The following is a 24,907-nucleotide window of genomic DNA, read 5'->3' on the forward strand; positions in this document are numbered from 1 at the left end:
GGCATCGACATGTCCCTCTTCCACAAACGCCACAAGGACGAAACCCTGAAGGTCGCAGTGCCCGTCTCGGGAGCCATTCTGGACATCACGAACGTTCCAGACCCAGTCTTCGCCGGCCAGCACATGGGCCCCGGGTTCGCGGTTGACCCGACCTCGGGAGAGTTCACCTCTCCCATCGACGGCGAGGTCACCCTGGTGGCCCCGACCCTGCACGCCGTCGGTCTCAAGGCTGGCAATGGCGCCGAGATCCTCGTGCACATCGGCATCGACACCGTCGAGCTCAAGGGCGACGGGTTCACCGTCCATGTCCATGAGGGCGATACCGTCAGCGTTGGCGACCCGCTCCTGACCGTCGACCTCGACGCCGTCACGCCGCGGGTGCCGTCGATGATCTCTCCCGTGGTCATCACGAATGCGTCCGACTTCACCGTCTCCGAGTGCAGCGACGATCCGGCGGCGGTGCTGACTGTCACCGCAGGATGACGCAGTGCTTCCTCCGGAGCATCCCCTGACCGAGCTCGGCCCCGAGCAGGTCGTCGTCAAGAAGGTCTACAACAACAACGTCCTTCTCGGCGTCGACCGCTCCGGCACGGAGATGGTCGTCAATGCCCGCAGTATCGGTTTTGGCCGACACCGCGGGGAGATCGTCGACGCCTCATCGGCCCAGCGGTACCTGGCGGAGGGCACCTACCGGACGGCCGCGATCGCCTCACTCCTTTCCAATGCCACTCGCACCCAGGTACGGGTGGCGCAGGCGATCGTCGAGCTGGCTCAGGAAGAACTGGGGATGTCGAACTCCCAGCGCATGATGCTGCCGGTACTCGATCACCTCGTCGCGGCGGCGTATCGAGCTGAGCAGGGGGTCGTCATCGACTTTCCCCTGACCTGGGAGGTTCAGCAGCTGTACCCCGACGAGGCGAGTCTGGGCCACCGGGCCGTCGAGATCGTCGACGGTACTCTCGGCATCCACCTGCAACCCGAGGAGTGGGTGGCATTTGCGCTGCATTTCATCAACCGTCAGTGGGATGGCAAGGGTGTGTCGCGCACCGTGACGATGACTCAGGCGATCTCGGAGGTCTTCACCGAGCTCGAGGAGCTCTGGCAGGTCAAGATCGACCGGTCGTCCATGAGTGCCTCACGATTCGTCACGCATCTTCGTTATCTGTTCGCTCGGGCTGCGGATAACAAGCAGCTCTCCCACATTGACCTGGACATCATGGGTCTCATGTCGGACCGCTATCCGGCAGCCACCTCGGCGGCCCTCACGGTGGCCAAACGTATCTCGACGGCGGTTGGCGACGAGCTGACGAAGGCCGAGATCAACTACATCGCGCTGCACACCAGCCGTCTCTACGGCGAGGTGATGGGTGTGGAGGATTGACCCCCTGGCCACCAGCTCACCCAACTGACCTACTCGATTAGCTCAGAGCAGGTAGTACTTCAGCAGCACCAAGATCACGAGAACGACCAGCAACACTGCCATCCTCGGCCAGGTCTGCGGGGACTTGCCAGCCTGAACGCGCTTGGGATCTTCGAAGAAGATGACTCCACACGCCAGTCCGACGATGAATCCGCCGAGATGGGCCTGCCATGCGATCCCGGAGATGAAGAAGAGCAGTGCCGCATTGATGGCCAGCACGATCCATAGGTCGCGGGTCGACGCCCCGAGCCTGCGCTGCACGATGAGCAGCACTCCGAACAGGCCGAAGATCGCGCCGGATGCGCCGACGACGCCGTCATTCATGTTCGGCAGGAATCTCCCATCACCATGTGGGGAGGCCATCAGGCAGAACAACACTCCTCCGCCCAGACCGGACATCAGGTAGGCGGCGAGAAACCGGGCTCGTCCCAGGAAGGGCTCCAGCGACCGCCCCAAGGCCCACAGGGCGTACATGTTGAAGCCGATGTGGAGGATGCTCAGCGCGTGCCCGAACATCGATGTGACGAATCGCCAGGGCTCGTGGAACCCCTGGATGGGTGCCAGGACGACGGCGTCGCGAATCTGAGGGCTGACCCACTCCCCGGCCCACATCAGGAAACAGATACCGATGAGGGTCCACGTCACCGCCGGGACGTCACTGCGCCGCTTCACGCGGGCAACAGGCCTGGGAGCTGCCTGCTGGTACGACGCCGAGGGCGCTTCCCACGAGGGATCGACCTCCGCCGAGCGATATGGCTCGGACCCTGGTCTCGACGTCCTTTCTGCGTGCCCGGAATCTGGCTGCGGAGGCGCCCAGGAGGGTTCGTCATGTTTCGACTCGTCCTCCCATGAACCCCACTCGTCGGGGCGGGAAAAGTTGTCGGGACGTTGGTGGTTCTGGCTCATCGGCGTCCTGCAAGTGCTGAGGTGATTGACTCGGTGATGGAGGTGTCGCGGAACTCGAATCCGTGATCAAGGAGTTTGGCGGGTTTGACCCTCTGCCCGAAGCACAGCGCCTCATCGACGAGCTGGGACCCGAAGATCATCTTCGCCGCCGGGGTCGGGAAAGGCAGCGCTGACGGCCGGTGCATCGCCTTGGCCAGGGTTTTCGTGAACTCGGCATTGGTGCATGGATTCGGTCCGACGAGGTTGACCGGTCCACTGATGGAATCGTCAGTGAGGATCCGCACCATGGCCGACACATGGTCATGGAGGCTGATCCACGACATGTACTGGCTGCCGTCACCGATCGTGCCGCCCAATCCGAGCCGGAAGAGCGGGCGCTCCTTGCCGAGGATGCCGCCGAACGAGCTCATGACGTGACCGGTACGCAGGGTTGCCACGCGCACTCCCTCGGGAGCGGCGCACGCGGCTGCTTCCCACCGCTGGCAGACCTCGGCCAGGAACCCTTCGCCGGCGGGGTCATTCTCGTCGAGCCATTCATCACCACGAGGGCCGTAATAGCCAACGGCCGATCCGTTGATGAAAATCCGGCAGCGTGGCGAGGATGCCAGGGCTCGCACGATGAGACGGGTGGAGTCGATACGAGATGCCAAGATGCGGGTCTTGCGTTCGTCGGTCCAGCGTCCCCCGGCGATGGGGGCTCCAGCCAGATTCACCACGGCGTCGACATCGTCGAGGAATGGCGGGGCGATGGACAAGGTGTCGAGATCCCACCTGCGGTCAGAGGATTGGATGGCTTCATGACGTGTCAGTGTGACGACGTCATGCCCCTCCTTGCGCAGCCGCTGAACCAGCGCTGTGCCGATGAGACCGGCAAACCCTCCGATGGCAATCTTCATGTGGTCATCCTACGGGGCGAGCGAAAGGCACCCCGACGCCGTCCACCTGCCTCACACAGGATTGTCGTCAGGAATTGTGCTGAGATGACCGCTGGAAGTTCGCGAAGAAGGCGCAGACGATGACGCAGATCGTGCCGGCGATGATGGTGATGAACATCGACTCGCCGAGCCCTCGCCCCAGGTCATGACGAGCCATGATTCGAGCATCCATCATCATGGCGATGAGGGCCGAGCCAAGGGCCGAACCGACCTGACGAGTCGCGTTGAAGACTCCTGAACCGGCTCCGGCGTCAGCCTGACCGAGATTGTCAGTGCCCACCAGCGAGATCGGGCTCCACATCATGGCCGAACCGATACCGGTGACGACCGACAGCAGCAGGAAGACCCACACCCCAGTTGACGGCACCATGAACAGCCACCATCCGATCGAGGCAATCACGTAGAGAGCCACGCCGATGGTGGCCATTCGCCCCGACGAGCGGCGCTGGAGCACCCGTCCAACCACCGGAGACAGCGCACCAGAGAAGACGGCGGTGGGTATGAGCAGCAGGGCGGCGATCGTCGGGGACTTGCCACGCACGTTCTGCAGGTACACAGTGGTCGGCATGAAGTAGGCAGTCACGAGCATGCCGACCAGGAAGATCGCGATATTGGCGAGGGTGAAGTTGCGCTTGGTGAACAGACGCAGCGGAACCAGTGGTTCGAAGTCGCTGGCGTGAGCGTGCAGATGGGCCTGCGCCCATTCGGTCTGGGAGACCACGAAGAGCACCATGAAAACCACGCCGAGGATGACGAGCAGGGGTACGGAAATGATGCCGGTGATCGTCCCCCAGTTGTACTGCTCGCCCTCCTGAATACCGAAAACGAGCAAGGTCATGCCGATACCCGACAGGATGACGCCCAACCAGTCAAAGGCGTGACCATGAGTCTCCAGGGCAGGGACGTTTCGGATGGCCAGCCACAGCCCGATGATGGTGATCGGAACGTTGACGAAGAAGATCCACTCCCAGCCCAGGGTGTCGACGAGAATGCCGCCGAGGACCGGGCCGACGAAGCTGGCCACACCTGCCGTGGCTCCCCACAGGCCCATGGCGGCGCCGCGCTTCTCCGGTGGGAAGAGTCGGGTGATCATCGACAGGGACTGCGGGGTCATGAGGGCAGCACCGATTCCCTGAACCGCACGAGCGGCGATGAGAGCCTCGATCGTCGGGGAGAGACCACAAGCCAGCGAGGAAACTCCGAAGACGATCATGCCAATGAGGTACATGCGACGCGGGCCCCACCGGTCACCCATACGTCCGGTGATCAGCAGCGGGACGGCGTAGGTGAGCAGATAGACACTGGTGATCCACACGCCATGGTTGAGGTCGGCGTTGAGGGCGCGGATGGTCGCTGGCAGAGCGGTCGTGACGATCGACGTGTCAACGAGGATCATGAAGAAGCCAACGAGGAGGGCCCACAGAGCCCTCCATGCCTGCTTCTCGGTGACGACATTTCCATCTCGGTCCCGGGCAAGGCGATCGACGTCCACGCCTGACGATTGCTCGGACGACAAGGGGTCTCCTAGGGGACGAAGGGGTTAGGCCAAGGGCCGATGATACCCCGGCAGATCGCCCCGGAAACGCGTCATCTCCACGGGTGTGATGACATCAGGAACCTCACGACAGTCCCGGCACGGGCTTGGGCAAGACGGTCGGCGTCGTCAGGATCGACGACCCCAATAACCGGGTACCCGCCCGTCGTCGGTTGGTCGGGGCCGAAGACCAAGGGCACTCCCGAGGTGGGCACCTGGATCGCTCCTCGCACCACCGGCTCACTCGTCAACTCCCCCGTCACTGCTCGCTCCAGGGACGGCCCTTCCAGTCGCGTCCCGACGCGGTCGCTCGCCTCGCCGACTCGCCATGCCGTCTCCTCAAGGGCGCGGCGGCCGGCGTCGGTGAACCAGTCGTCGCGCGGGCCCCATACGCCGTGGAGGATGAGTTCTTGTGGCGCCGGACCGACGTTGACGGGCTTCGTGGCGATGACTCCGGCTGGCCCGTCCCCGATGGTGACGACGTCCCCCGTCTTGAGCGGGGCTGGCCCCATCCCTCGGGTCGGATCAGCCGAGACACTGGCGAAGGTCGGCGTCGCACTGATGCCCCCGGTGACGGACAGATAGCTCCGCAATCCCGTTTCCGGCGCACCGACCGTCAGCGTCTGGCCATCAGTGACGAGAAATCCACAGCCGGCCGGACGTGGTGATCCATCCAGATCAATCTCGACGTCTGCCCCTGTCACAGCAACAAGAACAGGCCCTCCGACGCACTTCAGACGCACTGGACCGAGCAGAACTTCCAGGCACCCGAGACCGGCTGCGTTACCGACGAGACGAGCTCCCTCCCGATAGGCGCGACGATCCCACGCCCCGCAGCCGCTGATCCCCAGATCGGCCCATCCGCGACGTCCAGCATCCTCGACGAGGGTTCTGGGCCCGGCCATCTCCACGACGAAGTGAGTCATGAGGTCACCGCCTCGAACTTGATGACGGCACCCGGCAACAGCAGGGCCGGCGGGTCAGCGTTCTCGTCCCACAGCGTCACCTCAGTCGTCCCGATGATCTGCCAACCGCCCGGGGACGCTTGCGGGTAAGCCCCGGTGAATCCGTCGGCCAGGGCGATACTGCCCGGTGGGATCCGGGTTCGAGGGCTGGATCGACGCGGAATCCGGTAGGGCCAGTCCGCCCCGGACATGTACCCGAATCCGGGCATGAATCCTGCGAACTCCACCGTCCACAGCTGGTCGCTGTGGTGCTTCACCAGCTCGTCGGTCGTCATGTCGAGCAGATCTGCCACGTCCGACAGATCGAGTCCGTCGTAGCGCACGGGCACCGGGAGGGGCTCCCGCGATCCCTCCTCGACAGCGTCCAATCCCCCGGCGAGCAGGTCTTGGACATGGGCGACGGCTCCCGGCAACAGATCAGCAGACTCCACCTGGACGAGCACCGTCGTCTGGGCCGGTACGAGATCCACCGTCCCTTCAGCCGGGTGGTCACTCAGGGCGCGATGCAGACGCCGACGCTGACCGGCGTCGTCCAGTTCGACGAGAACCGCCGCCCGCCCGGCCGGCCGCAGTCTCATGCGACAGCCCGCAGCTCGACGCCGGCAGCAGCGAGACGATCGCGCACCGCCGTGGCCATCGCGACAGCACCCGGGGTGTCACCGTGGACGCACACCGAATCGGCCTGGATGCTCACCTCGGTGCCATCGATGGCGGTCACCACCCCCTGGGTCACGAGCTTGACGACCCGCTCGGCGACCTCGTCGGGGTCGTGCAACACCGATCCCTCCTGGCTACGCGACACCAGGGTGCCGTCCGGGTTATAGGCGCGATCAGCAAAGGCCTCACGCAGGGCTCGCACTCCCTGCTGCTCAGCAAGGTCGAGGACGAGGGCGCCGGGCAGACCGAGGATGGCCACGTCAGAATCCGTGGCGGAATTGACGGCGACGATCGCCTCGACGACAGCTCTGGCCTGTGCCTCGTGGTGGACGATCGTGTTGTACAAGGCGCCATGAGGCTTGACGTAGCGCACCGACGCGCCGTGAACCGCGGCAACCCCGCGCAGCGCCGACAGCTGGTAAATGACCTCGTCACGCAGTCGTGCAGGGTCTACGTCGACGAAGTTGCGACCGAACCCGGCGAGGTCCCGGTACGAGACATGGGCCCCCACGCACACCCCGCGTTCTGCGGCGGCCTTGCAGGTGCGTCCCATGACGACGGCGTCGCCGGCATGGAACCCGCAGGCCACATTCGCCGAGGTGACGATTCCCAGCAGGGACTCGTCGTCACCCATCTTCCACGACCCGAAGGACTCCCCCATGTCTGCATTGAGATCAACAGTTGCCATGACCCAAGATTGCCGCAATCTGCCTGGTCGTCGTGACAGATCCGGCAATGGAGACGTGAAATACTCCCGACACACTCTCTAGAGTGACGCGACAAAATCCCCAGAAACACCCAGGAGAGGAGCGCACCATGTGGGTTCTGCTTGCCGTGGCGATCGTCGTCGTCGGCTTCGCGCTGCGGCTCAACGCCATGCTCGTGGTCGCGGTCGCCGGTATCACTGCCGGCCTCATTGCCGGCATGTCGCCGGTCAAGATCATCGAGACCTTCGGTACCGGATTTGCCAGTTCTCGATCCGTGACGGTCTTCATCGTCGTGCTGCCCGTCATCGGATTGCTCGAACGCCACGGCCTCATGCAACAGGCCGGCCGCCTGATGTCGAAGATGAAGTCCATGACAGCTGGGAAGCTCCTCGCCGTCTACCTCGCCATTCGCCAGATCACCGCTGCACTGGGGTTGTCATCCATCGGCGGGCCCGCCCAGGCGGTGCGTCCCCTCGTCGTGCCGATGGCGGAGGCTGCCGCCCGACGCAATCACCCTCGCTACACCCGCAAGATGCGGGAGAAACTGCGCTCCTATGCCTCCTCGGCGGACACCATTGGACTGTTCTTCGGTGAGGACGTCTTCATCGCCATCGGGTCGATCCTGCTCATCACCGGCTTCGTCGATGCCACCTACAACCTCAAGCTCGAAGCCCTCCAGATCGCCCTGTGGGCCATCCCGACGGCTATCTGCGCCTTCCTCATCCATGCCCCACGGATGTGGCTGCTGGATCGCAAGCTCGCCAAGATGGCCGCCGAGGGAGGGGACGACGTCGACGTCGACACCACTCCTGAGCCTGGTCACACCGTCAGCCTGCCTTCGGGCGGCAATCCTGAGCAGGGGGTCCGCGAATGATCAAGGTGGAATGGTTCTACTGGCTGTGCGGAGTCCTCTTCCTCATCATCGCCGTCATCCGGATGCGTGATCGCGATGACAGGAAGCGCTCCGGATCAGCAGCCTTCTGGGCGGTCCTGGCCTTCTGCTTCGGCTACGGCACCTTCGTCGTCAACAAGACAGCACCGGCCCTCGTGGAGGGCGTCGCCGTCCTCCTCCTGGTCGTGCTGGCGGCATGCGGTTTTCCGGGCCGCGGCTCCAACGAGACCACTACTGACGCCGAGCGGGAGGAGCTCTCCGAGAGGTTCGGCAACAAGCTGTTCGTGCCTGCCCTCATCATTCCGATCGTCGCCGCGGTCTTCGCGGTGGCCGGCATGCGTGACCTGTCCTTCGGCGGAAATCCGGTGTTGGAGACCGGCATGGCGACCATCATCGGCCTAGGAGCTGCTTCGCTGATCTCCCTCGTCGTCGCCATGATCATGTTCAAGGTGCGCTCCCCCATGGTGCCCTTCAAAGAAGGCGACCGGCTGCTCGGCCACATCGGCTGGGCAGCGATCCTGCCTCAGTTCCTGGCGACCCTGGGCACCCTATTCAGCAATGCCGGCGTCGGTGACGCAGTGGGACGTATCACGTCGTGGATCCTGCCGTCCGGAAGTCTGTTCGCAGCGGTCTGTGTTTACTGCATCGGCATGGCCTTGTTCACCCTCATCATGGGCAACGCCTTCGCGGCCTTCCCGGTGATGACGGCTGCCGTCGGGTGGCCGCTACTCATCCAGCACTTCGACGGCAACATGGCTGCCATCTTCGCCATCGGTATGTTGGCCGGATTCTGCGGCACCTTGTGCACCCCGATGGCCGCGAACTTCAATCTGGTCCCGGCAGCTCTGCTTGAGCTTGATGACAGTTATGGTCCTATCAAGGCGCAGATCCCCACCGCTGTTCCACTGCTGTTCTGCAACATTCTCATCATGTATCTGTGCTGCTTCCCAGGAGGTTTGCTGTGAACGTTGACGATTACGCCCAAGGATGGGCCACGACGATCATTGACGGCCTGAATCGGCCATTCCCATGGGGTTCAGCCCACCAGTCTCAGGGGCCAGACGACGTCGACGTCACACCATGGCGTCTACACCCGTGTTTTCATGGCTGTCTGGACTGGCATTCCTCGGCACACATGCAGTGGTCGGCCCTCACCTTGCTCGAGCACGCAAACCAGTCGATCGATTGCGCAACCATTGACGAGCTGGTTGGCCTTATCAATGCGCGTCTGACCAATGAGAATGCTCAGATGGAGGCGGAGTACCTGCGGGTTCATCGCGGGTACGAGCGTCCTTATGGCTGGGGATGGGCTGCGCTGTTGTCCGCCAAGTGTTCAGCGCTGGCCACCATGACGAGCAATTCGCCGGAGTGGGCGTCCGCGACTCGGATCTTCGGAGGCCAGATCTTCGACAACCTGCTGGCATGGCTGCCGACGATGACCTTCCCCGTCCGCACCGGAACCCACGACAACACCGCTTTCGGCATTGGCCTGTGCCTCGATGCCGCCCAGTCCCTGGGACGTAGCGACGTCGTCGACGCCATCGTCGAGCACTCCCACCGTTTCTTCGACGCCGACACCGACTACCCGTCGTCCTGGGAGCCCAGCGGCAATGACTTCTTGTCGGCGGCATTGAGCGAAGCCCACCTCATGGCACGGGTCTACCGGGCCGAAGGTCGCTCCGATGAGTTTGGCACTTGGCTGCATACCTTCCTACCGCGTCTGGGACAGTCTGACGACAACCTGTTGGACGTCGCCGAGGTGACCGACGGCACCGACGGCAAGCTCGCCCATCTGTACGGGCTGAGCCTGTCGCGGGCCTGGCAGCTGCGGGTGCTGACACCATGGCTCGACGACGACGCTCGTCGCCGCATCGAGGTGGCCACTGATCGTCAGATCAGCGAGGTGGCCTCCCAAATCACTGACGGCGACTTCATGGCCACCCATTGGCTGGTGTCCTTCGCCCTCCAGGCGGTACTCGCCAAGCTCTGAGACCCACACACGACACTGCGGCCCGGCGCATCGAGCGCCGGGCCACAGTGTCGTGCTCAAGTGATCAGCCCTGCTGACCGTTGTTGTCCCCTGCCGACGAGGTGAGCTCCTCAGGGATCTCATCCGGAAGCTCGGAGCGCTCCGTGCCCTTGAACACGAACGGCTCCTCGGAACCCTCCGGGGCGGCGTCGACAACCACGATCTGACCGGGCTTGACCTCGCCGAAGAGGATCTTCTCGGCCAGGACGTCCTCGATGTCGCGCTGGATGGTGCGACGCAGTGGACGGGCACCCAACAGCGGGTCGAAGCCACGTTTGGACAGCAGCTCCTTGGCGGCCGGGGTGACCTCGATGCCCATGTCCTTGTCGCCCAGACGCTCCTCCAGCTGGTCCACCATGAGGTCGACGATCCGCAGGATGTCGGACTGGGTGAGCTGGTGGAAGACGATGATCTCGTCGAGACGGTTGAGGAACTCGGGGCGGAAGTGTCCCTTGAGCTCCTCGGTGACCTTGGCCTTCATCTTCTCGTAACTGGACTCGGCGTCGTTGGCCTTGGAGAAGCCAAGGTTGACCGACTTGGAGATGTCACGGGTACCGAGGTTGGTCGTCAGCACGATGACGGTGTTCTTGAAGTCCACCACACGACCCTGGGCGTCGGTGAGACGTCCCTCGTCGAGGATCTGCAACAGGGAGTTGAAGATGTCGGGGTGGGCCTTCTCGATCTCGTCGAAGAGGATGACGCTGAATGGCTTACGGCGCACCTTCTCGGTGAGCTGGCCACCCTCCTCATAACCGACGAATCCCGGCGGGGAACCGAACATCCGGGATGCGGTGTGCTTCTCGGAGTACTCGCTCATGTCCAGGGTGATAAGGGCATCCTCGTCACCGAAGAGGAACTCGGTGAGCGCCTTGGTGAGCTCGGTCTTACCGACACCGGACGGGCCGGCGAAGATGAACGAACCAGCCGGACGCTTCGGATCCTTGAGGCCGGCGCGGGTACGACGGATGGAGCGGCACAGCGCCTTGACGGCGTCCTCCTGGCCGACGTAACGCTTGCCGATCTCGTCCTCCATGTGAAGCAGTCGCTGGGACTCCTCCTCGGTGAGCTTGAAGACCGGGATGCCGGTGGCTCCGGAGAGCACCTCGGCGATCTCGTCAGGACCGACGACGGCCGGAACCGACTCGTCGCCCTGCTTCCACTCCTCCTCCTTGGCCTCACGCTCGGCGAGTAGCTTCTTCTCGTCGTCGCGCAGCCCGGCAGCACGTTCGAAGTCCTGGGCGTCGATGGCGGCTTCCTTCTCCACGCGCACGTGGGCGATCCGCTCGTCGAACTCGCGCAGATCCGGCGGGGCCGTCATACGGCGGATGTTCATCCGGGCGCCAGCCTCGTCGATGAGATCAATGGCCTTGTCAGGCAGGAAGCGGTCCTGGATGTAACGGGCCGCAAGGTTGGCCGCCGAGGTGATGGCCTCGTCAGTGATGGTGATCTTGTGGTGAGCCTCGTAGCGGTCGCGCAGCCCCTTGAGGATCTCGATGGCCAGCGGGATCGACGGCTCAGCCACCTGGATCGGCTGGAAACGACGCTCCAGGGCGGCGTCCTTCTCGATGTACTTGCGGTACTCGTCGAGGGTCGTCGCACCGATGGTCTGCAGCTCACCGCGGGCCAGCATCGGCTTCAGCATGCTGGCGGCGTCGATGGCGCCTTCGGCAGCGCCAGCACCGACGAGAGTGTGGATCTCGTCGATGAACAGGATGATGTCACCGCGGTTCTTGATCTCCTTGAGGACCTTCTTCATCCTCTCCTCGAAATCGCCGCGGTAACGCGATCCAGCGACCATGGAGCCGAGGTCCAGGGAGTAGATCTTCTTGTCGCGCAGGGTCTCGGGGACATCTCCACGCACAATGGCCTGGGCCAGACCCTCCACGCAGGCGGACTTGCCGACGCCAGGCTCACCGATGAGAACCGGGTTGTTCTTGGTACGGCGGCTCAACACCACCATGACCCGCTCGATCTCCTTCTCGCGTCCGATGACCGGGTCGAGCTCGCCGTCACGGGCGGCGTCGGTGAGGTTACGACCGAACTGATCGAGGATCGTCGCCGAGGACTGCTGCGGGCCGGCCTCAGGCGCGCCCGAGGTGGCAGCCTGACGCTCGTCACCCTGGTAGCCCTGCAGCAACTGCAGGACGCTGTTGCGCACCGTGTTGAGATCAGCGCCAAGGCGGATCAGCACCTGCGCGGCGACGCCTTCTCCCTCACGGATGAGGCCGAGCAGGATGTGCTCGGTACCGATGTAGGAGTGATTCATCTGGAGGGCCTCGCGCAAACTCAGCTCAAGGACTTTCTTGGCGCGCGGGGTGAAGGGGATGTGGCCAGTCGGTGTCGAGGTGCCGTGACCGATGATCTCCTCCACCTGGGCACGGACTGCCTCCAGGGAAATGTCAAGGGACTCGAGGGCCTTGGCGGCAACGCCCTCGCCCTCGCTGATGAGCCCGAGCAGCAGGTGCTCGGTACCGATGTAATTGTGGTTCAGGGCCTTGGCCTCATCCTGGGCCAGGACGACGACCCGGCGGGCCCGATCGGTGAACCGTTCGAACATGAACTCTCCTCGTATGTGGAGCAGACCAACCACCGGAAAACACCGGTGTACGGATCCACTCGCGGTCGCGTGAAACTTTCATGCAACCAACCGACAGCACTGGACCGCCGGCCTGTGTGGTCAGTCTAATAACCGCTGACGACAGATCTGAGATACCCACTTACGCCGCTGGCACAACCCGGGTGGAACAGCGCGACGCCGGAGCCTTCCTGCTCCGGCGTCGCCACCGACACGCCCTGTCAAGGATCACATGAGTGGGATCAGTGAGCGCGATCGTAGGCCTCACGAATCTCGTTGGCGACGCGTCCGCGCTCCGAGACCTCGTAACCCTGCTCCTTGGCCCACTGACGAACCTCGTTGGCAGTCGGGCCTCCGGTGGGCCGACGACCACGGGTACGGCGACCACCGGTGCGACGAGCATTGGCGGTCCACCTGGACAGATCATCGCGCAGCTTGGAGGCGTTCTCCGCGGACAGGTCAATCACATAGCTGACACCATCAAGGGCGAAATTGACAGATTCCTCGGCAGGGCTTCCGTCCACATCGTCGACAAGATCAACACGCACACGCTGTGCCATGGTATTCCTTTCAGACTTGCGCCGTAGTTACAACTTCGGCTTTCAACTGACAGTTTATGTTCATGACACAGAAAATCACAAGGCGACTTCTGTTCCTCTTTCATCGAAAGGTTGCCCTGAAGGTGCATCTGGGCTCGCAATGGGGCATCCTCGACGTGTGTTCAGTTCCACGCGAAAGATCTTGTTCGTCGTCGGAGCGATGATGTTGGCAACCCCTGCAGAAACTCCAGATGGCGAATATGAGGTGATCCGGCTTGATCTCGGGCGGCTGCACCCGACGAGGCCAGGCCTGGTCCGTATCGCCACAACTGTCGAGGACGATCTCATCACCTCGGCACAGGTAAATGTCGGCAACCTTCATCGCGGGGATGAAAAACTCTTCGAGGTTCGTGATTACCGACAGATCCCCATGCTTGCATCACGCCATGACTGGACGGCACCTTTCATCGGTGAGACCGGTGCAGCACATGTCATCGAAGAGGCGATGGGCATTACTGTGCCGACTCGGGTGACATGGATACGAACCTTGCTCGCAGAGTTCAGCAGAATCACCTCACACCTCACATTTTTGTCATGGGTGGGTCATCACTGTGACGACCCAGACCTCGAGAATGAGATGGCTTCCACGATTGAAAAATCACGAACGATCTGGCAGTCGTGTTCAGGAAATCGAATTCATCCCATGATCACGCGAATCGGAGGGCTTGAGATCCATCCGGAGCAGGAGTGGTGCCCCGGATTACGGGAATGGCTCGACGAGGCAGACGCCCTCCTCCCCCGGCTGCGTGCCGACCTCGAGGCCGCCGAGGGGATTCGCGAGGTCGCCGTCATTCCCACAGAGATGGTCGACGCCTACGGCCTCTCCGGTCCTGTCTCACGGACGAGCGGCGTCGACATGGACATTCGCAAGGGTTTGCCGGTTTACGACGAGCTGAGCTGGCCTGAGACGGCTGCAGAGCCCCTGGGAGACGCCTACTCCCGGCTGGCAGCCCTGTGCGACGACGTGACGGTGTCGTCAAGCCTGTGCCGTCAGGTCCTGGATCGACTGCCGACTCTCGACGGGCCGCTGGAGACGCGCCTGCCGACGGCCATCAGGGTTCCCCGTGGACGCACCTGGACAGCCATGGAGGCCCCTTGGGGACGAGCCGGGTACCTGCTGGAATCTCGCGGCGGCACGACGCCGTGGAGGATGGCGCTGCGCACTCCCACCTTTGCCAACGTCCAGGCCCTGGAAGCCATTCTGCCCGGTACACGGACAGACGATGTCGAGGCCGCCATCGCGTCACTGGGATGGACCTTGGGAGATCTGGACAAGTGAGGACGGGGGCACCGCCCATAGCCCCCTCAGGCGAACAAGCGTGGGACCCAGCCATGTGGCTGGGCCCCACGTGAGGTCTTCGGCGGCTGAGTGTCAGGCCTGGCGGCGAGCCACGCGAGTCTCGTCAGACAGACGAGGGAAGGCGACGCGAGAGAGATCAGCGATGGTCGCGTCGTTGCCGCGCTCCCAGATCTCGTCAGCGGTGGGGACGCCCGCATCGGTGACGGTGCGCAGGGTCCCCAGGCGCCCTGAACGGCCGTCAGCCAGCAGGGCGTCAAGCTCAGTCTCCAGCTCGGTGATACGCATTTCGAGGGAGGCGACCCTCTTGTTACCGACCGTGACCTTGTACTGCAGAGCAGCCTTGTCGCCACGGAGGGTCGACAACTCGCTCTCGGCGCGATCCAGCTTGGCGCGGGTGTCGGCGAGGGTCTTCGAGATGGAGCCGACACGACGCGAGAAGGTGTCGATCATCTCCATGGACTCAGCATGGTGACGCTTTTCCTGCTCGGATGCAGCGTGACGAAGTTCCTTGATGGCGTCGTAATGCATCTGGCGAATGGCATCGACCTGACGCCAAGCCATGAAGACCGAGACCCACGCTCCGACAAGGGCCACGAGCACGCCGGCCCGGACCGCCCAGATGGAGGGAATCAGTCCACACGCAATGGCGACAACCGTTGCCGCGATAAGAAGGACGAGCACACCCTTGCGCTCGTCAGTGTCCTTTTCAACCCGTTTGAGATCATGCACGCCGCTCACGCGATCAATCATATCGTGTGAGGCGTTCACAAGTACAGTCCGTTGAGCTTCGCGTCAAGCACTGAACTCTGGCGAGTCGCGATATTGTGGTCGCTGTCACCCCTTGGAGTGCTCGTCCGGATCCTCCGGGCCCTTCGGCACCTTGCAGGCGTTCTCGAGAAACCACCCGGCCCATGCCATGACCGCGCAGGTGATGGCTGTCACCGCCCCGACGATGGTCCGCTGCCGGGGATAGGGGATGTTGAGGTGCCAGACGTAGGTGAGGACGTACACGATGCACGCCCCGACGAGAGCAGCACCCGACAAGGCGATGGCCTTTCCCAGCGCCAGTGACACGAGGCCTTGGTTCGCCTCGACCTCCCGCTTGGGGTCGACGACCTTGGCGCGAAAGGCCCTGGCATATCCCCATGTCGCGACGGCAACGACAAGGATGACCACCGGGAGCGACCAGGGCAGGATCGGCGCGGTGTTGTCACTGACCTTGTAGATACTCAGCGTGAACCATCCCAGGGCAGCTCCGCAGAGGGCTGCCACGATGATGACCTTCCAGTCGGTCGGAGCGAGATTGCCGTGGGGATCATCGCCGTCGTCGGGGCGTCGATCGTCATCCCAGTCCGGTGGCAGGCTCCGTGTCATAGATCCTCCTCGTCGTGCCTCTCGTCCCATCCTCTCGCAACAGTGACACCGGCCACGTCGATCTGGCGCGGATACGGCTTGACGGCGTTGGCTACGTCGTCGGCGTCGAAGCGGGCCAGCAGATCGACAACCCCTCCATACCCGGGCAATTCGGCATCAGGGTCGACGTCGGACCACGGCACCAGGACGAAGGCGCGCTCGTGGGCGCGCGGGTGCGGCAGAGTGAGATCGTCGGTGGAGACGGTCTCGCCCCCGACGGCGATGAGGTCGACGTCGAGGGTGCGCGGACCATTCCGAATGGTGCGCTCACGGCCATGGACCTCCTCGATGACGCGGGCACGTTCCAGCAGGACGGACGGGGGTAGCTCTGCGGTTGCGACGACGACGACGTTGAGGAAGTCGTCCTGCTGCACTCCCCCGACAGGGGCAGTGACGTAGACCGGTGAGACGACGACGTCGTGAAGGCCGGGGGTTTCGGAGATGAGGCGGACGGCGTCTCGCAGATGAGCAAAGGGGTTTCCCATGTTGGAACCCAGGCTGAATACGGTTTTCACTCGGCATCCTTTCGGCACATGACGGCCACGTCGCCAAGGACAATGCCCACGGGGGCATGTGGCTTGTGAACAGTTACCTGGACGGATCGAACGCGCGGGCTCATCCCGAGAACGGTGTCGGCAATTCTGCCAGCCAGGGTTTCGATGAGATTCACCGGTTCCCCTGCGAGAACGTTGAGCACCTGCTGTGCGACTGTCGCATAATTGACGGCTTTGGTGATGTCGTCAGAGTCGGTGTCCATGTCGACGTCAAGGGTGACGTCAGCGCTGAAGAGCTGGCCGAGCTCACGCTCGCTGGGGAGGACGCCGTGGTGAGCGTGGGCGCGTATACCCGTCAGGGTGATCTGTCCGTCGGTCATGGCGGAAGGTTACCCGTCCGCCACAATCGACTTTGTCGACGACGGGTGAGGGAGCGGTGAAGCCTCAGCCGAGGAGGCGGGCGACGGTCTCCATGGCGTCGCGGTTGGCACGGACCTCGTGGGTGCGCACGCACCAGGCGTGGTGGAGGGCGAAGTAGGTCGACAGGGCCGTGGTGCTGGCGTCGCGTTCCAGAGCAGGTCGGTCCTCGCCATTGTCAGCGAGGAGTTCACCGAGGAAGCGCTTGCGGCTGACCCCCCACAGCACGCGCAGGTCGTCGAAGCCTTCCTGGAAAGCGTCGACGGCGTCGACGAGCTGCCAGTTTTGCTCGGCCGTCTTGGAGAAGCCGATGCCCGGGTCGACGATGATGCGTTCGCGGTCGATGCCGGCGGCGATGGCGGCGTCAACCTGCTGGGAGGTTTCGCTGATGACATCCCGGACGACGTCGTCGTAAACAGTGAGGTCCTGCATCGTCACCGACTGGCCACGCCAGTGCATGAGCACGTAGTCACAGCCGAGTTCGGCGACGACCGGGAGCATCTGCGGGTCGGCCAGGCCCCCGGAGACGTCATTGACGATGGTGGCCCCCGCCTCGACGACGACCCGGGCCACGCTGGCACGCATGGTGTCGACGGACACCGTGGCCCCCTGCTCGACGGCTGCGCGCACGACCGGCAGCACCCGGGCCAGTTCGTCGGCCTCGCTGGTGCGTTCGGTGCCCGGACGCGTGGACTCACCACCGATGTCGAGGATGTCAGCCCCCTCGGCGAGCAGGTCGACGCAGTGGCCAATCGCGACCTGAGGATCGGCCCACAGCCCCCCGTCCGAGAACGAGTCCGGGGTGACGTTGACCACCCCCATCACGAGGGTCCGAGCAGGCTGGGGCGCGGTGGCAGCGGGGTCGACGACGATCATGCTCGGAGTGTAGACCGGTAGGGCACGACGAGCACCGAGTCAGGGTTGCCGACGATCCGCGAGCAACCGCTCACACAGCCGCCACAGGTACCCGGTGGCCATTGACACACAGACCGCGAGCGGGAACATCGGAGCAAGCACTCCGACGAGAGTCGGGTCAAGCGGACTCATCCCAATACGCTGCCACGCATATCCCGCCAACCCGACCAGAGCCAACAGAATGGCACCACAGGACCACCACACGGTCGTCACAGCGCGCGAGTTAGCCCAGCGGTGCGACAGCACGACGGCCGCAATGACACCCAACAGCGCCTGGCCCAATCATGGATGCTCGACGAGCGCGCGGCTCCACACCACGACGACATCAGCAATAGCAGCCCCGACGATCGTCAGCAACACGCCGAGGCCCACTTCGAGGCCGCGCGACCGTGGCGTCGGCACGGACGCGGTAGTGGACGACGCGTCAGGCCACGCCGTCCGAACACGCTTCACTGCTTGAACACCATGGTTGACGCAATCTTGTCGACGATGCTCGAATCGTCGTCAACAGGAAGATTCAAGCTCACCACAGCCGTTTTCCCGACAGAGGCCGCAGCCGACGCGATGAGCCACCAGCCTGCCATCTTCTGCCCATCCTGGGTGAACTCGAACGGACACTTGGCCGCTTTGGCAGCACCTTGGACGGTCAAGTCTTGGTGACCGCGCGAGTGGTAGCCCTCCAAGGCACCGGCAGCCATCACATCGAGTTTTCCATATGCGAGGACGGGGTCTGCGTTGTTGCTGTAATTGCCGGCGATGAGCATCGATCGCTTGTCATCGGTGAACATCTTGGTGAAAACCTTGCTCGTCGACGGCTTCTCCACCCATTCCTTGGGATGGCGCACCGTGATCGGTCCCACCTGCTCCGACACCCAACTCGGGTCCACCTCATCACCACTTCCATCCCCAGCAGAACACCCGACAATCCCGGAACCGAAGACGACAACCCCCAACCCGAGAACCGCCCGGCGCGACATGCCCTCACTCGCACTCAGCATGCACAGATCCTCACTCACTTACATCCGAAGACCGGCTCGGGAACCCGCTTACCGTTCTCCAGCGGCCAGTACATCTGGGGGCAGTCCCCTGCCGCGAGAATGGCGAGGACACGTGTACCCACGACAGGTATCCCATGACCAGACCGATCGACGCGGAGAGTTTGACGTCCCCCATTCCCATTCCCGTCCCTCTGCCAATGATGCCGAGCAGGAGGAAGACGGCGAAAACGATCACCGAAGCGCCAACAGCACGCCCCAGGGCTCCCCACCGTGAGGTCAGCGCGGCAAGAATGCCCAGACACACCGTCAGGCCGGCCAGCATGGGTAACGTCACGACGTCCGGAAGTCGGTGGACATCGACATCCACGACGCAACAAGCGACCATCGGCGCCACCCAGGCCAGCAGGATCGCCATGAGCAGCGGGGAGTTTCGCCACGAGACTGCGATGCCGAGGCAGGCAACAAAAGCCCATATGAACGCCCACCCCCGACGGCGCGCCGGGCGGTCACGTTCGTCTGTCCGCCGGTATCTCTCGGGGGTCGCGAGAGCGACGATCAGCACTCCCTCGACCACACCGGCGGCCGAACCGACACCCAACGCAAGCGGTATGCCCATCATTGTTCCCGTCGATATCAGGGAGAGATCTCACCCTCAGCGAGTGACGGGAATCTCGGCGGACGGATTCTTGTCACCGACGGTCGCCTTGACCTTTGTCACCGAGGACGGCAGCACAGGGTAGGAACCCTCCATGACGTAGTGGGTTGTCCCGTCGATCTCGCCCCCTTCGGATCCGGCCACTTCGATTTCTGTGGAATTCATCTGGAAAGCATTGACGCTGTACTTGGTCGAGCCCGCGACCAATGACGGGTACATCTCCGGCACGCTCGGGGCCAGCCCCCGGGACGTCGATGGACTCGTCACCCAGAAACGCATCACCGTTCCCGTCTTTCCGGCCGTCACCGACGCGATGTGGAATGTAAACAGTTGGTTCGACAGCGAAGGAATGTGCGCGGCAAAGCTGCCGACCTCTTTGAGCGGCCCAGCCTCGCGGGCCTTTGCCACCACTGCCGCACCTGCGGCCGACTGCCGGGAGGATGCAGCACTCGAATCGAAGGAGGACGGGCTCGATGGCGACGAACTCGAAGCCTGCGATGGCTGGGCGCCCGTACTTGTGGTCACCGATGCCGACGGAACAGACGCTGGCTCATCGCTCCCCCCGCATGCGGTGAGGCTGCCGGCTGCACACGCGAGCGCCGTCGCGATCAACACATATCTACGCATGGTCATCCTTTCGCCACCGTGATGGTCACGCGCCGGTTCAGACGTCGGCCCTCCTCGGTGTCATTGCTCGCCACCGGATCGGCCTCGCCCTTACCGGCGGTTGCAATCTTCGTACCGGACGGAAGTTTCGGCCCCAGGACCTTCGCAACGGCCGCAGCCCGACGCTTGGACAGATCGAGGCCGTGTTCCTTGGTGCCCAGATTGTCGGTGTAGCCGGTCACAGTCACTGCGCCCGACGGTTTCATCGCCGCCAGTTGCTTCGCCGCCCGGTCGATAACTTTCAGACCTTCGGGCCGCACCACGTCAGAATCCTTGGCGAACAGTACCGATGCGTCCAGATCAAGGTTCTTCACCGTTCCGGCATCCCGTTCGCGGGTGGCACCGGAAACCTCGCCAACCGTGGTGACCAGCGGTTTGACGAAAGAGCCGACATCAACCCCTTGGAGCTCACTGCCGTCGACCACCGGCCAAGCCGCGCCGAGCGGAAGGCCGTCCGTCCATCGAGACGTCGCCTCCTGCCTGGTCACGGTCGGCGTCAGCGCACCGTCCTCAACCGGCACGCCATGGAAAACGCGGTTGCCCGCCGCAACATCAACGCTCGTCGTACCGGCGTCCAGCGGCGGAGTGCTGAACCAACCGACAATCGACTGGCCACGCTTCGCCATCGCCGGCGACTCATTCCACCACGCGCTTGAACACTGCGCGCATCGGTTCGATTCAGTCATCGACAGATACAGCTTGCGGTCAGGAACATCGATGATCGCGCCGTCACTCGAGACGGTGTGCGAGCCGTAGTGTCCATTGGCCGGTAGCGCACCCAAGTAGTCGAGGCTGCTGTCGGCAGACGCATCAGCGGGAACCGTGACCGAGTAGTACACGACAGTCGACGTCTTGAGCCGCCGGACAGCGTGCAGTGCAAGCACTGGTTCCGCACCACTGGCACGAGCCTGCGCGCTCTTGGACGACAGCGTCACCGCGTCAACGATGGGTACCGAATTCCGAGAGTTGTCATCGGCTCTCGCTGTGGTCAGCGTCGGCGCCAGCGCCACAGCGGCGGCGCAGAAAAGCCCCGCTGTTCTCACGTGCCAGTTATGCATGACCTGAGGTTATCCCGCACTGGCTCACAACTGCCCTTGAACCCCGACGGTCAGACCCCGATACCGTCTGCGAACGCGCCCTTGGGAGCCCGACGATGCCCTCACCCCCGCGCGATGAGCCCCATCGCCTCCGCCCGGGTGGCGGGGTTGCGCAACATCCCGCGAACGGCGGAGGTCACCGTCCGCGACCCCGGTTTGTGGACGCCGCGCATCGTCATGCACATGTGCTCGCACTCCACGACGACGATCACGCCGCGCGCATCAAGGTGCTCGACCATGGCGTCGGCCACCTGGGTGGTGAGACGCTCCTGCACCTGGGGACGGCGGGCGTAGACGTCGACCAGCCGCGCGATCTTGCTCAGACCCGTCACGCGCCCGTCCTTGGCGGGGATGTATCCCACGTGGGCGACGCCGACAAACGGCAGCAGGTGGTGCTCGCAGAACGACTGCACCTCGATGTCGCGGACGAGCACCAGCTCGTCGTGGGACATGTCGAAGGTGGTGGCGAGAATCTGCGCGGGATCCTGGTACAGACCCCCGAGCAGCTCCCCGGCGGCGCGCGCCACCCGAACAGGCGTGTCACGCAGCCCCTCCCGGTCGGGGTCCTCGCCGACAGCCAGGAGGAACTCGCGCACCGCGGCCTGGGCCCGGACGACGTCGACGCAACGTTCTGAGGCGATCTCGGGCTCCAAGGGAATCTCAAGCTCTGACGGGGTCTCGTTCACCCGACAGATCCTAGAGGACCGCACGCCTGCGGCAACCGCGTGTCCGGGGTCGGCAGAAGTGCTGGAAGCCGTCAGCGGGGCTCGCCAGCGTCGATCAGGGCAGTGGGATCGCCGTCATTGAGCAGCGCGACGTGGTCACGGGACCAAGCGATGCGCACCTCGACGAAGGTCTTCGCCACGACATACAGCAGCAACACCCCGAGGATGGCCAGATTGCCCTGCTGGAGCAGCCCGTGCACCCCACCCAGTTTGTCCGCCCCGAAGAAACCAAATCCAAACGCGGCCATGATGAATAGGTGCTGGACCATGACCCTACGATTCGCGTCGTGTGCGGCCCGCACGTCCTTGGCCCAGCGCACTTCCGGGTCCGAGAGCGAGTCGTTGAACTCCTCGGCAACATGTCGGAACGCCGCCGTCGCCAGAGGAACCCAGAACGCAACCAGCGTGAAACTCACCCCGGTGAGCGCTGCCAGTACACCTGCGAATGTCAGGTGAACAACGCAGAAGAAAAGGTTGAGCAGCAGAAATGTCGCCGGAGAGGCGGTGGCATCAAGAGCCACGCCATCGCCACGGTCCGAGTCAGTGGAAGCCGTCCCCGCGGACGGATCTGACGGGATAGACCGTCCAGTGCGTCGTGATATGCGATGGACACGCGCATTGGCGAGCGTGGCACCAATGACGAACATGACATTCTCAGCCCACCCCAGCAACAGAATGTTGCCCACGGGCCAGTGCCACAGAATCACGCCGACAAGGGTGAGCAGGTTGTACCCGACGATGATGGCGTACGTCGTACCAGCTTTAGAAGTCATCACGCCCTCCCCGCATCGACGGCCGCGTCACCGCACAGAGTAGAGACTCCGAGGTTCGCAGTGCGCACCGGGACCCGCGGGGCCAGGCGCAATCAGGTGTGCGGCGGCCCCCACGGGTTGCCACCCTCGGGTGGCTGGGGACTCGGACCGGGGTTCCCACCCATGGGCGGCTCCCAGTCCGGCGGGGGCGTCCACCCACCCGTCGGCGAGTCGGTGCCCGGCGCGCCCGGGGTGGGGGACGGGGGTAGTTCGCCGCGCCTGGGCGACGGAGTCACGGGGGCGTCCTCGTCAACACCTTCCACCTGCGGCGGGGTGATCGGGGGCTTGTCGGACGGGATGCGCCGGTCCGAACCGGTGAACGCGCCACGCTCCGGCCAGTGCTTGAGCGGCTCGAAGATCTTGGCGACCTCGGCCTTGGACAGCGTCTCCTTGAGGAAGAGCTGCCGGACGAGCTCGTCGAGCACCTCACGGTTGGCCACGAGGCAGTCGAACGCCTCCTGGTGGGCGTTCTCCAGCAACTCGCGCACCTCGTCGTCCACGGTCTTGGCCGTCTGCTCGGAGTAGTCGCGCTGTTGCCCAGTCGTCATGCCGAGGAATGGCTCGCTGTCCCCTGACCCCAGTTGCACCGTGCCGACGCGAGCCGACAAACCGTACTGAGTGACGAGAGCGCGAGCCACCTTCGTGGCCTTCTCGATGTCGTTGGAGGCACCCGTCGACGGGTCGTGGAAGATGAGCTCCTCGGCCGCACGACCACCCATCATGTACGCCATCGAATCCAGCAATTCGCTGCGCGTCTGGGAGTACTTGTCGGAGTCGGGCATGACCATCGTGTATCCCAGCGCCCGACCACGCGGCAGGATCGTGATCTTCTGCACCGGGTCGGTGCCCGGCATGGCCGCTGCCACCAGAGCGTGACCACCTTCGTGGTACGCAGTTACCAAGCGCTCGTGCTCGTTCATGAGCCGCGTCTTCTTCTGCGGGCCAGCAATGACGCGGTCAATCGCCTCGTCGAGCTCGGCGTTGCCAATCACCGGCAGGTCGGCACGAGCCGTCAGCAAGGCAGCTTCGTTGAGGACGTTGGCAAGGTCAGCGCCTGTCATGCCGGGGGTGCGACGAGCAATCGACGCCAGGTCGACATTGTCCGCCATCGGTTTGCCATGGGCATGGACCTGGAGAATCTTGAGGCGGCCGTCGAGGTCCGGGGCCTCCACCGCGATCTGACGGTCGAAACGACCGGGACGCAGCAAGGCCGGGTCGAGGACGTCGGGACGGTTCGTTGCGGCAATGAGGATGACGCCACCGTGGACATCGAAGCCGTCCATCTCGACGAGCAACTGGTTCAACGTCTGCTCACGTTCGTCGTGGCCGCCGCCCATACCAGCACCACGGTGCCGGCCGACAGCGTCAATCTCATCGATGAAGATGATCGCCGGAGCGGCCTCCTTGGCCTGCTCGAAGAGGTCGCGGACCCGGGAGGCGCCGACGCCGACGAACATCTCGACGAAGTCCGAACCCGAAATCGAGAAGAAGGGCACTCCAGCCTCACCGGCCACGGCACGAGCCAGCAGCGTCTTACCGGTACCAGGAGGGCCATACAGCAGGACACCCTTGGGAATCTTGGCACCGACCCGCTGGAACTTCGCCGGCTCAGCGAGGAACTCACGGATCTCCTGCAGCTCGTCGATCGCCTCCTGGCAGCCCGCGACATCAGCGAAAGTCGACTTGGGGGTGTCCTTACTGCCCACCTTGGCCTTGGACTTGCCGAACCCCATGACGCCGCCACGGCCGCCCATGCCTTGTGCTGCGTTCATAGCCCACAAGAAGAACAGCAGGATGATGACGAAAGGCAGGAAGTTGATGAGCAGAGCCTTCCAGATGCTCTGCCCAGGGTTCTCCCCCTGCCACGACTTCAGCGTCTTGTCCTGGACCCGGTCGTTGAGCTTGTCAACGAGTTGGTCAGACTGGTTACCAACCCAGTACGAGCGGTACTTCTTGTCGTCGTTCTCAGTGATCTTGATGACCTGATCGCCGTCAGTCAGTGTGACGCCATCCAACTTCTTGTCACTGTTGATGATGCTGACGGCCTCAGACGTCGGAATGTCCTTGTACCCGTTCCCCGACCCGGTGAACTGCAGGAACACAATGATCAATCCGATGCACAACAGGATCCAGATCAGAGGACCTTTGAAGATGCGGGACACGTTTTTCATGTACTACCTAGGGGCATGGGTGGGT

Annotated in this window: 28 protein-coding genes; 7 read left to right on the top strand and 21 right to left on the bottom strand. The window is 63.7% G+C overall.

Annotation, left to right across the window (positions count from 1 at the left end; genetic code table 11):
• Nucleotides 1–9: 9 nt before the first annotated feature.
• Together PALO_RS09125 and PALO_RS09130 are read left to right on the top strand one after the other, a co-directional pair.
• Nucleotides 10–483, top strand: a complete 474-nt coding sequence (locus tag PALO_RS09125) for a PTS sugar transporter subunit IIA (RefSeq protein ID WP_015583300.1) — start codon at nt 10–12, stop codon at nt 481–483.
• 4 nt (nt 484–487) lie between these two features.
• Nucleotides 488–1,381, top strand: coding sequence for a PRD domain-containing protein (locus PALO_RS09130; RefSeq protein ID WP_015583301.1), 894 nt, complete (start codon nt 488–490; stop codon nt 1,379–1,381).
• Nucleotides 1,382–1,423: 42 nt separating this feature from the next.
• On the opposite strand, the gene PALO_RS09135 is transcribed toward PALO_RS09130, so the two are convergent.
• The 6 genes from PALO_RS09135 to PALO_RS09160 all read right to left on the bottom strand — a co-directional run bounded on the left by PALO_RS09135 (nt 1,424) and on the right by PALO_RS09160 (nt 7,105).
• On the bottom strand, nt 1,424–2,326 hold the full coding sequence (locus PALO_RS09135) for a rhomboid family intramembrane serine protease (RefSeq protein WP_041710124.1): 903 nt from the start codon (nt 2,324–2,326) through the stop codon (nt 1,424–1,426).
• Nucleotides 2,323–3,222 (bottom strand): TIGR01777 family oxidoreductase, encoded by a 900-nt coding sequence (locus PALO_RS09140; protein ID WP_015583303.1) that lies wholly within the window; start codon nt 3,220–3,222, stop codon nt 2,323–2,325. The genes PALO_RS09135 and PALO_RS09140 overlap by 4 nt, the downstream gene beginning before the upstream one ends.
• Nucleotides 3,223–3,289: 67 nt before the next feature.
• On the bottom strand, nt 3,290–4,777 hold the full coding sequence (locus PALO_RS09145) for a DHA2 family efflux MFS transporter permease subunit (RefSeq protein WP_015583304.1): 1,488 nt from the start codon (nt 4,775–4,777) through the stop codon (nt 3,290–3,292).
• Nucleotides 4,778–4,848: 71 nt separating this feature from the next.
• Nucleotides 4,849–5,721 (bottom strand): 5-oxoprolinase subunit C family protein, encoded by an 873-nt coding sequence (locus PALO_RS09150; RefSeq protein WP_015583305.1) that lies wholly within the window; start codon nt 5,719–5,721, stop codon nt 4,849–4,851.
• The gene (locus PALO_RS09155) at nt 5,718–6,338 is read right to left on the bottom strand and encodes a 5-oxoprolinase subunit B family protein (protein ID WP_015583306.1); all 621 of its coding nucleotides are present in this window, start codon (nt 6,336–6,338) and stop codon (nt 5,718–5,720) included. The genes PALO_RS09150 and PALO_RS09155 overlap by 4 nt, the downstream gene beginning before the upstream one ends.
• Nucleotides 6,335–7,105: a LamB/YcsF family protein gene (locus PALO_RS09160; protein WP_015583307.1), complete on the bottom strand. Its 771-nt coding sequence runs from the start codon at nt 7,103–7,105 to the stop codon at nt 6,335–6,337. The genes PALO_RS09155 and PALO_RS09160 overlap by 4 nt, the downstream gene beginning before the upstream one ends.
• A gap of 128 nt (nt 7,106–7,233) precedes the next feature.
• On the opposite strand from PALO_RS09160, the gene PALO_RS09165 reads away from it, so the two are divergent.
• From PALO_RS09165 to PALO_RS09175, 3 genes are read left to right on the top strand one after another with little or no spacing between them, the layout of a single operon-like run.
• A complete protein-coding gene (locus PALO_RS09165; protein WP_004810459.1) occupies nt 7,234–7,998 on the top strand; it encodes a DUF969 domain-containing protein in 765 nt (254 codons plus the stop codon).
• Nucleotides 7,995–8,981 (top strand): DUF979 domain-containing protein, encoded by a 987-nt coding sequence (locus tag PALO_RS09170; protein WP_004810456.1) that lies wholly within the window; start codon nt 7,995–7,997, stop codon nt 8,979–8,981. Before PALO_RS09165 ends, PALO_RS09170 begins: the two co-directional genes overlap by 4 nt.
• Nucleotides 8,978–10,006, top strand: coding sequence for a DUF2891 family protein (locus tag PALO_RS09175; RefSeq protein ID WP_015583308.1), 1,029 nt, complete (start codon nt 8,978–8,980; stop codon nt 10,004–10,006). Before PALO_RS09170 ends, PALO_RS09175 begins: the two co-directional genes overlap by 4 nt.
• A gap of 64 nt (nt 10,007–10,070) precedes the next feature.
• Here the strand turns inward: PALO_RS09175 and PALO_RS09180 are convergent, their stop codons facing one another.
• Both PALO_RS09180 and PALO_RS09185 read right to left on the bottom strand, forming a co-directional pair.
• Nucleotides 10,071–12,602, bottom strand: a complete 2,532-nt coding sequence (locus PALO_RS09180) for an ATP-dependent Clp protease ATP-binding subunit (RefSeq protein WP_004810452.1) — start codon at nt 12,600–12,602, stop codon at nt 10,071–10,073.
• Between the two features lie 260 nt (nt 12,603–12,862).
• A complete protein-coding gene (locus PALO_RS09185; protein ID WP_004810449.1) occupies nt 12,863–13,180 on the bottom strand; it encodes a histone-like nucleoid-structuring protein Lsr2 in 318 nt (105 codons plus the stop codon).
• Between the two features lie 139 nt (nt 13,181–13,319).
• Here PALO_RS09185 and PALO_RS09190 point away from each other — a divergent pair, with 139 nt between their 5' ends.
• Nucleotides 13,320–14,498 carry an NADH-quinone oxidoreductase subunit D-related protein gene (locus PALO_RS09190; RefSeq protein WP_015583309.1) on the top strand — a complete coding sequence of 393 codons (1,179 nt, stop codon included), beginning with the start codon at nt 13,320–13,322 and terminating at the stop codon, nt 14,496–14,498.
• A 93-nt stretch (nt 14,499–14,591) separates the two neighbouring features.
• Here the strand turns inward: PALO_RS09190 and PALO_RS09195 are convergent, their stop codons facing one another.
• The 9 genes from PALO_RS09195 to PALO_RS12535 form a co-directional block, all read right to left on the bottom strand.
• Complete coding sequence (locus PALO_RS09195; RefSeq protein ID WP_004810446.1) at nt 14,592–15,269, bottom strand: hypothetical protein; 678 nt, start codon at nt 15,267–15,269, stop codon at nt 14,592–14,594.
• Between the two features lie 84 nt (nt 15,270–15,353).
• Complete coding sequence (locus PALO_RS09200) at nt 15,354–15,893, bottom strand: DUF3180 domain-containing protein (protein ID WP_015583310.1); 540 nt, start codon at nt 15,891–15,893, stop codon at nt 15,354–15,356.
• The gene (folK, locus tag PALO_RS09205; RefSeq protein WP_015583311.1) at nt 15,890–16,447 is read right to left on the bottom strand and encodes a 2-amino-4-hydroxy-6-hydroxymethyldihydropteridine diphosphokinase; all 558 of its coding nucleotides are present in this window, start codon (nt 16,445–16,447) and stop codon (nt 15,890–15,892) included. Before folK ends, PALO_RS09200 begins: the two co-directional genes overlap by 4 nt.
• A complete protein-coding gene (folB, locus tag PALO_RS09210) occupies nt 16,444–16,806 on the bottom strand; it encodes a dihydroneopterin aldolase (protein WP_015583312.1) in 363 nt (120 codons plus the stop codon). The genes folK and folB overlap by 4 nt, the downstream gene beginning before the upstream one ends.
• Before the next feature lie 64 nt (nt 16,807–16,870).
• Nucleotides 16,871–17,719, bottom strand: a complete 849-nt coding sequence (gene folP / locus PALO_RS09215) for a dihydropteroate synthase (RefSeq protein WP_015583313.1) — start codon at nt 17,717–17,719, stop codon at nt 16,871–16,873.
• A gap of 39 nt (nt 17,720–17,758) precedes the next feature.
• Nucleotides 17,759–18,040: a hypothetical protein gene (locus PALO_RS09220; protein WP_238137847.1), complete on the bottom strand. Its 282-nt coding sequence runs from the start codon at nt 18,038–18,040 to the stop codon at nt 17,759–17,761.
• A gap of 167 nt (nt 18,041–18,207) precedes the next feature.
• A complete protein-coding gene (locus tag PALO_RS09225) occupies nt 18,208–18,756 on the bottom strand; it encodes a hypothetical protein (protein WP_015583315.1) in 549 nt (182 codons plus the stop codon).
• Nucleotides 18,757–18,766: 10 nt separating this feature from the next.
• Complete coding sequence (locus PALO_RS09230) at nt 18,767–19,375, bottom strand: prepilin peptidase (RefSeq protein ID WP_015583316.1); 609 nt, start codon at nt 19,373–19,375, stop codon at nt 18,767–18,769.
• A 33-nt stretch (nt 19,376–19,408) separates the two neighbouring features.
• Nucleotides 19,409–19,576, bottom strand: coding sequence for a hypothetical protein (locus PALO_RS12535; RefSeq protein WP_155756683.1), 168 nt, complete (start codon nt 19,574–19,576; stop codon nt 19,409–19,411).
• On the opposite strand from PALO_RS12535, the gene PALO_RS12100 reads away from it, so the two are divergent.
• Nucleotides 19,566–20,060, top strand: a complete 495-nt coding sequence (locus PALO_RS12100; protein WP_051048715.1) for a hypothetical protein — start codon at nt 19,566–19,568, stop codon at nt 20,058–20,060. The genes PALO_RS12535 and PALO_RS12100 overlap by 11 nt on opposite strands.
• Here the strand turns inward: PALO_RS12100 and PALO_RS09240 are convergent.
• The 4 genes from PALO_RS09240 to ftsH all read right to left on the bottom strand — a co-directional run bounded on the left by PALO_RS09240 (nt 20,041) and on the right by ftsH (nt 24,882).
• On the bottom strand, nt 20,041–21,135 hold the full coding sequence (locus tag PALO_RS09240) for an OmpA family protein (protein ID WP_041710127.1): 1,095 nt from the start codon (nt 21,133–21,135) through the stop codon (nt 20,041–20,043). The two genes, PALO_RS12100 and PALO_RS09240, sit on opposite strands and share 20 nt — an antisense overlap.
• A gap of 101 nt (nt 21,136–21,236) precedes the next feature.
• Nucleotides 21,237–21,815: a GTP cyclohydrolase I FolE gene (folE, locus tag PALO_RS09245; RefSeq protein ID WP_041710313.1), complete on the bottom strand. Its 579-nt coding sequence runs from the start codon at nt 21,813–21,815 to the stop codon at nt 21,237–21,239.
• Between the two features lie 116 nt (nt 21,816–21,931).
• Nucleotides 21,932–22,672 carry a DUF6498-containing protein gene (locus PALO_RS09250; protein WP_015583321.1) on the bottom strand — a complete coding sequence of 247 codons (741 nt, stop codon included), beginning with the start codon at nt 22,670–22,672 and terminating at the stop codon, nt 21,932–21,934.
• Between the two features lie 92 nt (nt 22,673–22,764).
• Complete coding sequence (ftsH, locus tag PALO_RS09255; RefSeq protein WP_041710128.1) at nt 22,765–24,882, bottom strand: ATP-dependent zinc metalloprotease FtsH; 2,118 nt, start codon at nt 24,880–24,882, stop codon at nt 22,765–22,767.
• Between the last annotated feature and the right edge of the window lie 25 nt (nt 24,883–24,907).

It is taken from the genome of Cutibacterium avidum 44067 (assembly GCF_000367205.1).
Classification (GTDB): Bacteria; Actinomycetota; Actinomycetes; order Propionibacteriales; family Propionibacteriaceae; genus Cutibacterium; species Cutibacterium avidum.